General features: G+C 73.3%; 10 protein-coding genes and 1 tRNA gene. 7 read left to right on the forward strand and 4 right to left on the reverse strand.

What is annotated here, in order from left to right:
* Positions 1-98: 98 nt before the first annotated feature.
* Complete coding sequence (locus ACOJUI_RS03465; RefSeq protein WP_422116709.1) at positions 99-2,360, reverse strand: family 78 glycoside hydrolase catalytic domain; 2,262 nt, start codon at positions 2,358-2,360, stop codon at positions 99-101.
* A 113-nt stretch (positions 2,361-2,473) separates the two neighbouring features.
* Here ACOJUI_RS03465 and ACOJUI_RS03470 point away from each other — a divergent pair, with 113 nt between their 5' ends.
* From ACOJUI_RS03470 to ACOJUI_RS03480, 3 genes are all read left to right on the forward strand, one after another.
* A complete protein-coding gene (locus ACOJUI_RS03470) occupies positions 2,474-3,184 on the forward strand; it encodes a M50 family metallopeptidase (RefSeq protein ID WP_422116710.1) in 711 nt (236 codons plus the stop codon).
* 53 nt (positions 3,185-3,237) lie between these two features.
* Positions 3,238-4,725: a lipase maturation factor family protein gene (locus tag ACOJUI_RS03475; RefSeq protein ID WP_422116711.1), complete on the forward strand. Its 1,488-nt coding sequence runs from the start codon at positions 3,238-3,240 to the stop codon at positions 4,723-4,725.
* Between the two features lie 75 nt (positions 4,726-4,800).
* On the forward strand, positions 4,801-5,418 hold the full coding sequence (locus ACOJUI_RS03480; RefSeq protein WP_422116712.1) for a biotin transporter BioY: 618 nt from the start codon (positions 4,801-4,803) through the stop codon (positions 5,416-5,418).
* Between the two features lie 25 nt (positions 5,419-5,443).
* Here ACOJUI_RS03480 and ACOJUI_RS03485 read toward each other — a convergent pair whose 3' ends face one another.
* On the reverse strand, positions 5,444-6,457 hold the full coding sequence (locus ACOJUI_RS03485) for a YdcF family protein (protein WP_422116713.1): 1,014 nt from the start codon (positions 6,455-6,457) through the stop codon (positions 5,444-5,446).
* A 61-nt stretch (positions 6,458-6,518) separates the two neighbouring features.
* Positions 6,519-7,955: a tagaturonate epimerase family protein gene (locus tag ACOJUI_RS03490; RefSeq protein ID WP_422116714.1), complete on the reverse strand. Its 1,437-nt coding sequence runs from the start codon at positions 7,953-7,955 to the stop codon at positions 6,519-6,521.
* A gap of 140 nt (positions 7,956-8,095) precedes the next feature.
* Between ACOJUI_RS03490 and ACOJUI_RS03495 the strand changes: the two genes are divergently transcribed.
* The 4 genes from ACOJUI_RS03495 to ACOJUI_RS03510 all read left to right on the forward strand — a co-directional run bounded on the left by ACOJUI_RS03495 (position 8,096) and on the right by ACOJUI_RS03510 (position 11,344).
* Complete coding sequence (locus tag ACOJUI_RS03495; RefSeq protein WP_422116715.1) at positions 8,096-8,767, forward strand: DUF1801 domain-containing protein; 672 nt, start codon at positions 8,096-8,098, stop codon at positions 8,765-8,767.
* Between the two features lie 137 nt (positions 8,768-8,904).
* A complete protein-coding gene (locus ACOJUI_RS03500) occupies positions 8,905-10,641 on the forward strand; it encodes a potassium channel family protein (protein WP_422116716.1) in 1,737 nt (578 codons plus the stop codon).
* A 36-nt stretch (positions 10,642-10,677) separates the two neighbouring features.
* The gene (locus tag ACOJUI_RS03505) at positions 10,678-11,175 is read left to right on the forward strand and encodes a peroxiredoxin (RefSeq protein ID WP_422116717.1); all 498 of its coding nucleotides are present in this window, start codon (positions 10,678-10,680) and stop codon (positions 11,173-11,175) included.
* A gap of 80 nt (positions 11,176-11,255) precedes the next feature.
* Positions 11,256-11,344, forward strand: a tRNA-Ser gene (locus ACOJUI_RS03510).
* 79 nt (positions 11,345-11,423) lie between these two features.
* On the opposite strand, the gene ACOJUI_RS03515 is transcribed toward ACOJUI_RS03510, so the two are convergent.
* Entirely contained in the window at positions 11,424-12,191 is a 768-nt protein-coding gene (locus ACOJUI_RS03515; protein ID WP_422116718.1) for a GntR family transcriptional regulator, read from the reverse strand.
* Positions 12,192-12,284 lie beyond the last annotated feature (93 nt).

Below are 12,284 nucleotides of genomic sequence, written 5' to 3' on the forward strand. Positions count from 1 at the left end.
CCGTCCTCGGATCCCGGTCACGACCACGACGCCCGTCGTGTCCGGCCCCGGCCGGATGCGGCGGGCGTCGTCCGTGTCGGGGACGGAGGCCGGGGAGCTCACCAGCTGACGGTGTGCTCTCCGGCCTCGAGCAGCAGCTCCCGGCCCGGGAGCACGACCTGCGCCCGGGAGCCCTCCGGCACCGCGAGGCGCACGGTGCGCTCGCGACGGTCCACCGCGAGCGCGATCTCGCCGTGGTCGGTGAGGCGGGAGAAGGCGATGCGGTCGACGGGGACCTCCGGGTCGGGCTGGAGGCGGAACTCCTGCCAGCCGTCGGGACCCCGTCGCAGGCCCGCCACATGCTCGTGGATCCAGGTCACCGGGGTGCCCATGAAGTAGTGCGAGCAGGAGCGGGGGTTCTCCCACATCTCCATGAACGTCGAGTTCCCCGCCTCGAGCCAGGCCCGCCAGCCCGGCGCCGTCGGGGCGGCCAGCACCCGCAGGGCGAGGGCGCCGTGGCCGTGCTCCGAGAGCACCGGCAGCAGGTGGCGCACCCCGATGTGGCCGCAGTCGTGGTGCTCGCCGGCGGCGATGATCGCGGCGACCAGGTTCTCGACCACGGCGGGAACGTGCTCGGGCGGGACCACCCCGAAGGCCAGCGGCAGCAGGTTGCTGGTCTGCCGATAGCTCTCCGTCCCGGGGTCGAGGTACATCCCCCGATCGATGTCCAGGAAGAGCGCGTTGACCGCCTGCTCGAGGGCGGCGGCGTCGGTCCGCAGCTCCTCGGCCGCGCCCCACGGTCCCGCCCCGTCGACCCGTGCGAGGTCCAGGGCATGGGCGAGGGCGCGCAGGGCCCGCGCCACGAACAGCGTCCCGGTCAGGCGCTTGTCCTCCGGGGCGGGGCCGGGACTGCCGGGGGTGAGGTAGTCCCCGAGCACGCCGGAGATCAGCCCGTCCTCGTCACGCCGTCCCAGCTCGTACTCCAGGTAGGCGGCCGCCGCCGGCGCGTGCTCGCCCACCAGCTCCACCTCGCCGTACTCGGTGGCCAGCTCGTCGAGCAGCACCGGCAGCAGCGTGGTCCACTCGGGAGCCGGGGAGAGCTCCTCGTAGCCCCAGCCGGGGTTCGGGGCGATCACCGACAGCGAGCCGTCCGCACGCTGCCCGTCGACCTGGTCGACGAGCCATTTGCGCAGCATCCGCCGCATGTCGAAGCTGGTGGTCATCGCCGCCAGCGCGGTCACCGCATCCCCGGTCCAGCCGTTCTTCTCGTGCATCGGGGTGTCGGTGGGGACGTGGTGCATGTTGTTGGCGAGCGAGGCGCGCATCGCGGCGTCGAAGCGCTCGAGATACGGGTCCGAGCAGCGCAGCGAGCTGACCGGGCGCAGATCCGCATGCGCGAGCACCCCGGTCACCTCGAGATCGGACAGGCTCCCGCGGACGCGCTCGAGCTGCACGTAGCGGAAGCCCTTGTAGCTGTGCCGCGGCGCGAAGGAGCGCGCGAAGGACGGCTCCAGGCGCACCCGGTCCTGCTGGAAGCGGTCGGTCCAGATGTGCACGTTGTCGTCGTCGACGGTGCCGTCGGCGCGCAGCTTCTCCCCGTGGCGGGCGACGACCTCGAGCGGCGGTGCCTGGGCGCCGACCTCGGCCCTCAGCCGGTAGCGGCACCAGCCGGACACCACTCGGCCCAGGTCCAGCACGATCCGCTCGGGGGAGGCGGAGACCACGGCGGGCACGAGCTCCTCGCGGACCACCACCGGCTCCTGCACCTGGGGCTGCAGCAGCGGCTCGGGGGCGCGCTCGCCCCGCCGCGCGCCGCTCCCGGGACGGTCCACGAGCACCGCCTCCCAGTCGGAGTCGTCGTAGCCGGGCAGCAGCCAGGCGCCCGGATCCTCGGTCGGGGCGAAGGTCTCGCCCTCGTACATCGAGTCGAACGTGATCGGTCCGGGCCGGGTGCGCCAGCCCCGGCCGGTGGCGAAGGCGGTGGTGGTGCCGTCGGCGAGGTCGACCCGCAGCCGCGCCCAGGCCCGCACCGGACCGCGCCAGGGCGCCCGATGCCAGAGCCATTCGTTGGGCGTGGTCATCGCGTGGAAGCCGCGGCCCAGCTCGATGCCCAGCACGTTCGGGCCCCGCACCAGCAGGGAGGAGACGTCGGCCGTGCAGACCTGCACCCGGGCCCGCGCGTCGGTCAGGCCGGGGTCCAGGCGCCCGTCGCTCACCTCGCTGCCGTTGACGTGCGCGCGGAAGGTGCCCAGACCGGTCACCAGCAGCTGGGCCGACACGGGCGGGGCGGGCAGATCCAGGGCCAGCCGCAGCAGCGGGTTCTGGGGATCCTCGCCTGGAGCGGTGATCCAGTGGGCGAGAGCGGGGTCGATCTCCGGCATGCGGTGCCACCTGGTCCTTCGTGTCGTCGTCGACGGTCCGGGACAGTCTGGCACGGGCGCGGGACGCCCCGCGCCCGCCGGTCGGCGCGCCGCGGGGCTGTCACCATGAGGGGATGGATCTGCAGACCCTCGGCCGCACGGTGTGGGACCGCATCACCCCGGGCGCCGCCCCCGACCCGGGCTGGTGGCTGGTGCTCGCGCTCGCCGCGGCCCTCGCGGCGGTCGTGCCGGGGCCGCTGTGGCGCCGCGCCCGACTGGCCGTGACGATCGTCCACGAGCTCGGTCACGCCGGGGTCGGGATCCTGGTGGGCCGACGCTTCACCGGCTTCGTGGTCAGCGCCGACATGTCGGGCCACGCCGTCACCGTCGGGCCCCGCCGCGGCCCGGGGCGGGTGGCATCGACCTGGGCCGGCTACCCGGCGCCGGCGCTGCTGGGCGCCGCCCTGGTGCAGATCGCGCTGCACGGCTGGGCGCGCACGGCCCTGTTCGTTGCGCTGGCGGTGCTGGTCCTCGCCCTGCTCTTCAGCCGGTCCTGGCACACGGCGGCGACCGTGATCGTCACCGCCGCCGCCGTCGGCGCCCTGTGGTGGTGGGGGAGCCCGGCGCTGTGCGCGCTGCTCACCCTGGCCGGCGGGGTGTTCCTGCTGCTGGGCGCCTGGCGGCACCTCGGGGCGGTGAGCCGGCGCGGCGGGCGCGCCGACGACCCCGGCCAGCTCGCCGAGCTGACGCCGCTGCCGGGGTGGATGTGGATCCTCAGCTTCGCCCTGGTGCTGGGGGCCTGCACGGCGTGGGCGGGGCAGGCGCTCATCGCGCTGCTGCCCTGAGGCCTGTGCCGGGCGGCCGATCGGGGTGATCATGGAGCCCGGAGGTGACGGCGATGGACGTCATGAGCTGGATCGCCCTGGGCGATGCGCACGACTACGAGATCGCGCGGGAGGTGATCCAGCGCGGAGTCGCCGCCGTGTTCGTGCTCGCCTTCGCCTCCACCCACCGCCAGTTCCCGGTGCTGCTGGGGGAACGGGGCCTGCTGCCGACGCCCGAGTACCTCGAGCGCGCCGGGGACTACGTGGGGCCGACCATCTTCCGCTGGCGAGCGACCCCCTACAGCGACCGGCTGCTGCGGCTGATGTGCCTGGCGGGCATCCTGCTGGGCGTCTCGGTGGTGGTGGGCCTGCCGCAGCAGGGGCCCGCCTGGGCCACGATCCCGGTGTTCCTGGCGATGTGGGGGCTGTACCTGTCGATCCACTCCGTCGGCCGCATCTTCTACGGCTACGGATGGGAGTCGATGCTGCTGGAGTGCGGCTTCCTGGTGGGCTTCCTCGGCTCCCAGGCGGTCGCCCCGCCGTTGCTGATGATGCTGTTCCTGCGCTGGATGCTGCTGCGGCTCGAGTTCGGCGCCGGGATGATCAAGCTGCGCGGCGACACCGCCTGGCTGGACCTCACCGCGATGGACCACCACCACCAGACCCAGCCGATGCCGGGCCCGCTCAGCCGCCTCGCCCACCTCGCGCCCCGCTGGTGGCATCGCCTCGAGGTGCTCGGCTCGCATGCGGTCCAGCTCGGCACGATCTGGCTGATCCTGCTGCCCCAGCCCTTCGCCTCGATCGGGGCGCTGACGGTGATCCTCACCCAGCTGTTTCTGGTGCTCACCGGGAACTACGCCTGGCTCAACTGGCTGACGATCCTGGTGGCCTGCTCCGCGCTCAGCGACCCCGTCCTGCACTGGCTGGTCGGCGGGCCCTGGCCCGGCTGGGGCTGGGAGCGCTGGCCGCTGGTCGGCGAGGTCCCGCCGGCGATCGACGGCGCCTCGCCGCTGTGGTGGCAGCTGCTGATCCTCGCCGTCTTCGCTTTCCTGGTGGCGCTCAGCGGGAAGCCGCTGAAGAACCTGTTCTCCTCCCAGCAGCTGATGAACGCGAGCTTCAACCGCTTCCACCTGGTCAACGCCTACGGCGCCTTCGGCTCCATGACCCGGCACCGCTACGAGGTGGTCATCGAGGGCACGCTGGCGCCTGATCCGCTCACGGCCGCCGACGACGCCTGGCACCCCTACGAGTTCCCCGGCAAGCCCGGCGACGTGCGGCGCCGCTCCCGCCAGTTCGCCCCCTACCATCTGCGACTGGACTGGCAGATGTGGTTCCTGGCCCTGCGTCCCGGGGCCCAGGACTGGTTCGTGGCGCTGCTGCAGGCGCTGCGCGACGGCGATCCGGGGGTGCGCCGGCTGCTGGCCCACGACCCCTTCGACGGGGCGGCGCCGACGGGGATCCGGGTGCGGTACTTCCGGTACCGGTACGCCACGCCCGCGGAGCGTCGGGACAGCGGCGCCTGGTGGGTGCGCACCGACCTGGGGCTCATCGCGCGCGCGTGAGCGCCGGAGGCCCACCGGCGCGCGCGGTCGTAAGGTGTCCTACGCTGTCCGCTTCCCCATAACCCGAGGAGTCCGATGTCCGCGATCGCCGTCCCGGCCCGCCGTCCCGTCCTGGCCGATGCCCTGGCCTCGCACCGCTCCGGTCTGCGCGATGCGGGTCTGGTCCTCGCCGGCGCCCTGGTGGTAGCCGTGCTCGCCCAGGTCACCATCCCGCTGCCGCTGGTGCCGATCACCGGGCAGACCCTCGGGGTGATCCTGGTGGGCGCGACGCTCGGCTCCCGCCGCGGCGCCACCGCCATGCTCGCCTACCTGCTCGCCGGACTCGCCGGTGCCCCGATCTTCGCCGAGCTCAGCGGCGGCCCCGCCTCGGTGCTGTCCCCGAGCTTCGGCTTCGTGCTCGGCTTCGTCCCCGCCGCCTTCGTGGCCGGCTGGTTCGCCGAGCGCGCCTGGGACCGGCGGCCGGTGCTGGCCCTTCTCGGCTTCGTCGCCGCCAGCGCGGTCCCGTTCCTGCTGGGCGTGCCCTACCTCGCCATGATCCTGAACGCCGTGATGGGCGCCGAGATGGGCCTCGGCGCGGTGCTCGCGGCCGGGGTGTGGCCGTTCATCCCCGGCGGCCTGGTCAAGGCCGCGCTGGCCGCGCTGCTGATCCCGGCCGCCTGGCGCGGACTCCGCGCCCTCGACGAGCGCGACTGAGGCCGGGCGCGGGGCGGTCGCCGGCTCAGGCCGTCGGCAGCGACAGGGCCAGCGCCGTCACCAGCACCAGCGCCGGCAGCAGGAGCAGGGCGTTCCATCCCTTGCGGTAGGAGACCACCGCCACGAACTCCCGCAGGGTGGCGCTGGGGACGAAGTAGAACGTCGTGGGCCCGCCGATCGCCTCGTCCGCGAAGCCCAGGCTCCGCGCCAGCAGCGCCGCCCGGAAGGCGTGGTAGCGGCTGGTGGCGACGATGAAGGGGCCCTGGTGCCCGGCCTCCTCGAGCAGTCGGTGGGAGAGGATCAGGTTCTCCTCGGTGGTGCGGGAGGCGGTCTCGGGCAGCACCCGGTCCGCGGGGACCGACCGCTCCTCGCGCAGGTACTCGGCCATCGCCTCCGCCTCCGCGCGGGGCTCGTCCTCGCCGCGGCCGCCCGAGGGGACCAGCACCGGATCGATGCCCTCGGCCAGCAGGCGCTCCCGCTCGCGCACCGCCCGATCCAGCCGCGACCGCAGCAGCTTCGGGACCCGGCCCCTCACCAGGCCCGAGCCGTGCACGATGATCCCCGTGCTCCGCAGCGGCTTCGGGAACAGCTGATAGGGCACCGAGGCGGCCAGGAAGACCAGGAAGGCGAGGCCCAGGTACAGCGCCACCGCCGCGATCAGGGCGCCCAGCGCGAGGCCCCACCGGCTGCCGGACAGACCCAGCACGACCGCGGTCGCCGGCGCCGCGAGCAGCGCCAGACCGGCCAGGCCCGAGAGCAGGTTCCCCAGCGAGCGCCCCTCCTTGCGGACCACGGTGATGCCGTTGAGGATCAGCAGGACCGCGAGCACGAGGGTGCCCAGCAGCACCATCACGGTCCCCAGCCACACCATCAGCTCCCCGAAGGGCATCACCGTCTCGACGAAGCGGACCTGCAGCGTCAGCGTCGCGTGCAGGGCCAGCAGCAGCAGCACGCCGTTGCGCACCCGCCGCCGGTCCCGGCGGTAGGCCAGCAGGTAGAGGGCCCACCAGAACCCGGCTCCGATCAGCGCACCCAGCATCTGCGGTCCTCCCGTCGTCCGGCCGCCCATCCTGGCACGGCCGGGACGTCCCCCGCGCCGGTCAGCCGCCGACCGGGACGCTCGCGAAGGGGGCGATGTGGCGGCCGATGTGGGCGGCCAGCAGATCGGTGTGCAGGCCCTGGTGCCGGGTGACGACCTCGAGGAAGCGGTCGCGGATCGGGGCCCCGGCGGGGTCCGTCCCGTTCAGCGAGTCGCCGTAGCCGACGTGCAGGATCTGGCGGGCGTCGGAGGAGCTGATCAGCTCCGCGAGGTCCACCCCGCTCAGCGAGGTCGGGGTGCGATCGGCCTGGGCCGAGACCTGGTAGCTGGCGCGGGCCCGGACGTAGGAGGCGCGGGAGATGTCCCAGATCGCCGCGAACAGCTCGGGATCATGGGCGGCCACCACCTCGATCCCGCACAGGTAGCTGGTGCCGGAGGTCTTCAGGTGCACATGACCCTGGGTGGCCTCGACGCACAGCGGATAGATCGAGAACTTGTCCGAGCCCGAGTGCAGGGAGATCCGGTAGCCGCCGAACTGCTCGGAGATCGCGTGGTGGGCCTCGAGGTTCTCCCGCAGCTCCTCGGCGTCCCCGAGGAAGTCCAGTCCCTTCTCGAAGCCGTCGACGTAGCGCGGGGCGAAGGAGAACCAGGACGCCCCCAGCCGGCGCAGCTCGGAGGCCAGGTAGAAGTGCTCGAAGAAGGTGGTCAGCCAGGCCGTCTCGTCCACCGCGAACTCGATCTCGATCTCGTGCCGGGCGTTCTCGGTGGCGTGGCGGTACAGCCGGATCGCCTCGACGACGGCGCGCCCGTACTTCACCGCGGCGGTGAGCACGTCCTGCTCGGTGACCTCGATCTGCGTGTGGCCGACGTCCAGCACCATCCCGACGTAGCGCGCGCGCACGTCCTCGAGGGTGTCCTCGAGGTGGTCCCAGGGCAGCGCCTCGGCGTCGGCCGCGGTGACCCCGCCGGTGACGTCGGCGACCATGTCGCCCGGGTCGAGGGTGAACATCACGAAGCCGGCCTCGAGTCCGCGGTCGATGCCCTCGGTGGACTTGATGTGGTCGCAGTCGGCGCCGAAGCCGCTGCTCCAGCCTGCCTCGACCAGGCCGAACACCGCATCGTCCATGACGCTGCGGGCGCTGCGGCCCAGGCGGTCCATCTCCCGGATCGACTGCTGGGCCAGGACCGGCATCACCCCGGTGCCGTGCTCGCCGAAGGCGCGCGCCTGGCCCGGGGTGGCCAGACCCGTGCGGTCGCCGGTGCCCAGGGAGGTGCGGTGGGGGCTGATCAGCTGCGGGCGCAGGACCGGGAAGGCCTCCTGCAGCGCCTTCGCGTTGGTGGTGGACAGTGCGCAGCTCAGCAGGTGGCGCTCGCCCGCGAGGGACGCCTCGCCGTCGAAGGGCGCCAAGGCCGCGGGATCGGCGGCCGTGAGCTGCAGGGAGCGGACAGGGCCGTCGTAGCGGATGCTCGCCTCGAGGGAGTCGGTGCGCAGGGTCATGGAGCTCTCCGTTCGGACGGGTGGGGGACGTCGTCGGCCCCCGGGGTCACCCGTCATGGATCATCCCCTACGTTGGCACAGACGACGCCGTCTGGGAAGCCCTTTCCACGAGGCTGGGCGGGTTCCACTACGCTCCCTGCATGAGCGAGCTGAGCACCCCCGTCGGCGAGGTTCCGGGCATCGGACGGCCCGCCGCCCGCGCCCTGGCCCATCAGGGGCTGCACACCGTGGGTGACCTCGCCGGGCAGGACTGGAGCGAGCTCGGCCAGCTGCACGGCGTCGGCCCCGCCGCCGGACGCCGCCTGCAGGCGGCGCTCGAGCAGCACGGCGCCTCGATGCAGCACCCGCCCCCGCCCGAGCAGCGCCGCGACGAGATCACCGCCGGGCACACGGGGGAGTCCGCGGGGGACATCAGGACCCACGCCACCGAGGTCGACCCGGCCGACTACGTCGCCACGCTCGACGCGCGGCGCCGACGCGAGGGGACCGCGCTGCTGGAGATGTTCGGCGCCGTCACCGGGGAGCCGGCGACCATGTGGGGTCCGTCCATGATCGGCTACGGACAGGTGCACTACCGGTACGCGACCGGCCGCGAGGGCGACACCTTCCAGCTCGGCTTCAGCCCCCGCACGGCCGACCTCGCCCTCTACGGCCTCCAGGGGTTTCCGCGCTCCGAGGAGCTGCTGGACCGGCTCGGGAAGCACCGCCGCGGCGTGGGCTGCGTGTGGGTGAGGAAGCTCGAGGACATCGACGAGGACGTGCTGCGCGAGCTGGTCGCGCACGCCTGGCAGAACGGGCCGGAGGCCGGCTGACCCGACAAGGGGCCCCGGGCCCGACGTGACGCGTCGTACGGCTCGGCGGCGCTCGCCGGGGCGCTGCGGCGCCCCGGGGAGGCCTAGTCTTCCGTCGGGGGAGCCGGGACCCCCGGACCGACGTGGAGAGGACACCCATGGACCTGCCTGCAGGTGAGCGCCGACGCCGGGAGCGCCCCGTCGCCGGCCGCCGATCGCGGTCCGGGATGGTGATCGGGGCCTTCGGCCTGGCGATGGTCCTGGTCTACTCCTCGCTGTTCATGCTCCTGATGGCCCACGAGGACGGCGACCACTCCTGGGTGAGCGCGGTGTACTGGACCATCACCACCATGTCGACCCTCGGCTACGGCGACATCACCTTCTCCACCGACCTCGGCCGCCTGTTCTCGCTGTGGGTGCTGCTCAGCGGGGTCGTCTACATGCTGGTGCTGCTGCCCTTCTTCGTCATCCAGTACGTCGTCACCCCCTGGCTCGACCGGCGCCGCGCCGCCCGCACGCCGCGGAGGGTGCCGCAGCAGCTGCGCGACCACGTGCTGCTGGTGGGCTCCGACGCCGTGACCCAGGCCTTCGCCGCCCGGGCGGAGCGCTCGCGGGTGCCCGCGGTGGTGGTGCTCGAGGACGCCGCGCTCGCCGGGGAGCTGCACGACCAGGGACGCCAGGTGGTGGTCGGTCCGCTGGACTCCGCCGCCACCTACCGCAACGCCGGCGCGGAGCGGGCCCGGATGGTCGTCTCCACCCTCTCGGACACCGCCAACACCAACGTCGCCTTCACCGTGCGGCAGGCCTGCGCCGAGGTGCCCATCGCGGTCACCGCGAGCAAGCCCGCCTCCGTGGACGTGCTGAGCCTGGCCGGCGCCGGCCACGTGCTCGAGCTGGGCGCCGTGCTGGGCCGGGAGATGGCCTCCCGGGTGCTCGGCTCCACCGGCCGGGTGCACCGGATCGGCAGCTTCGGGCAGACCGTCATCGCCGAGGCCTCCGCCCGCGGGACCCCGCTGGTGGGGACCGCGCTCGAGGAGGCGACGGCGGCGCTGCCCAGCGGCGTGCGCATCCTCGCCATCCTGCGCACGGGCCGACTGCGGCCGATGACGCCCGAGCTGCGGATCACCGAGTCCACCGTGCTGGTCCTGGCGGGCCGCTCCGACGCCCTCGCGGAGTACGACCGGCGCTTCCAGGCGCCGGGGACGCTCGAGGAGCCGGTGGTGGTCCTGGGCGGCGGCCGGGTGGGGCGGGCGGCCTCCCGGGCCCTCAGCGAGCAGGGCGTGCCCAACACGATCGTCGAGCTGCTGCCGGGACGGGTCGAGCACTCCTACTCGGTGCTCGAGGGGACCGCGAGCTACGTGGTCGTCCAGGGCGACGCCGCCGACCAGCGGATCCTGCGCCGCGCCGGGCTCGAGAACGCCTCCGCCGTGCTGGTCACCCCGCGCGACGACGACCTGAACGTCTACCTCACCCTGTTCTGCCGGCGGCTGCGCCCGGAGCTGCAGATCGTCGCCCGCGCGACCTACGAGCGCAACGTCGCCACGCTCTACCGGGCGGGCGCCGACGGGGTGCTGTCCTACGCCACCATCGGCGCCACCGACCTGTGGAACCATGCCGGGCTCAGCCATCGGGTGCTGGTCGCCGAGGGCAACGAGCTGTTCCTGGTCCCGCGGCCCGCCTCGCTGGTGCGGCGCGCGCTGCGCGACGAGGAGGTGCACCGCCGCACCGGCTGCCACATCGTCGCGGTGGCGAGCGCTGACGGCACCCTCGTCGAGGACGCCGAGTCGATCCCCAGCGCCGCGGACACCCTGCTCCTGCTCGGGGACCGGCATGCCGAGCGCCGGTTCCGGGAGACCTACCTGCGCCCTGGTGGGAGCCGTGGTCGGCGGCGCTAGGCTGGGACGCCGACCACCGCCATCACCAGGAGAGACATGCCGTCCGCACCCGTGAAGCTCACCGTGGGCGAGGCCGCCCCCGCCCTCGACCTGCCCACCGCCGGCGGCGGCCGGGTGAGCCTCGACTCCCTGCGCGGCGCCCCGGCGCTGCTGTGGTTCTACCCGGCGGCGAACACCTCGCTGTGCACGAAGCAGGCCTGCGACCTGCGCGACCACCACCAGATGTTCGTCGATGCGGGATACCGGGTGGTGGGCATCTCCCCGGATCCGCTGCCCGAGCTCGACCGCTTCATCGCCGAACAGGACCTCCCGTACACCCTCGCCGCGGACGAGTCCCATGAGGTGATGGAGGCCTACGGCGCCTGGGGCGAGAAGAACATGTACGGCCGGATCGTCGAGGGGACCATCCGCTCGAGCTTCGCGATCGACGCGGAGGGGATCCTCACCTTCGTGAAGTACCGCGTGGGTACCCCGAAGCACATCGCGCTGCTGCAGGAGAAGCTCGGCCTCGGAGCCTCGCCCGGCCCGGTGTGACGTGATCCGCGCACCCTCGCTTTGGAGCACCCCGCGCGCTCCCGTATGCTGGCTCGGCGTGCCGGCGCGAGCCGGCACCAGGAGACGTGGCAGAGCGGCCGAATGCGCTCCCCTGCTAAGGGAGTAGGCGACCAAAATCGCCTCGGAGGTTCAAATCCTCTCGTCTCCGCCGGAACGAAGGCCCCTCGCCTGCGGTGACACCGCGGGGGAGGGGCCTTTCGCCGTTCCTGGAGCCGGGGCACGTGCGCTCAGCCCGGCGGTGCCTGCTCGCTGATCGCGGTCCACTCCGGGCCGTCGGTCTCCAGCAGGTCGGGGTCGCGCACCAGCTCGTGGTCATCCGCCCCGCTGCGCAGACGGCTCGCCAGCCCGCGCAGCGTCTCGCGCAGCAGCGCCCGGGCCCGGGAGGCATCGCCCTGCTCGAGCGCCTCGAGCAGGGCCTCATGGGTGTCGGTGAGGTCGGCGCGCACGCCGTACCCGCGGGGATCGGAGAAGCTGCCCATCCGGGTCAGGATCACGATCGTGTTCATCGCGGTCACCAGGAAGCGGTTCTGCGCGATCTCGGCGAGCTGCTGATGGAGATCGAGGTCGGCGTTGCCCGCCTCGATCACCTCCTCGGCCGCCAGCGCCGCACGGATCCGCTCCAGGCTCTCGCGCAGCGGGGACAGCAGCGCGATGGCCCCGGCCTCGTCCCCGTCGGCCCGCAGCGCCGCCACCTTCTCGGCGACGATCGAGGCGGCCTGCATCTCGATGCCGAGCCGGTAGTCGATGAAGTCCGACATGGTGCCGGCGTCCATCGTGGTCACGAACAGCCCCCGGCCGGGGACCTGGGTCAGCAGGCCGTCGCGCACCAGGCGCTGGCAGGCCTCGCGCAGCGAGGAGCGGGAGATGCCCATCTGCTTGGAGACCTGCACCTCGGGGATGGTGTCGCCCGGGCGCAGATCGCCGTAGTAGATCGCATTGCGCAGCTCGAGCTCGACCTGGTCGATGATCGAGGGCCGACGGATGGGCTGAATCATCGGCAGACGGACCGTCTCCTGACGACCGGGCATCTGCGTCCTCCTGTGCTCCTGGGCGGCGGGTCCGCTCAGCGCTATCCAATCATCCACAGG

The sequence above is a fragment of the Brachybacterium sp. UNK5269 genome (assembly GCF_049266655.1).
GTDB lineage: Bacteria > Actinomycetota > Actinomycetes > Actinomycetales > Dermabacteraceae > Brachybacterium.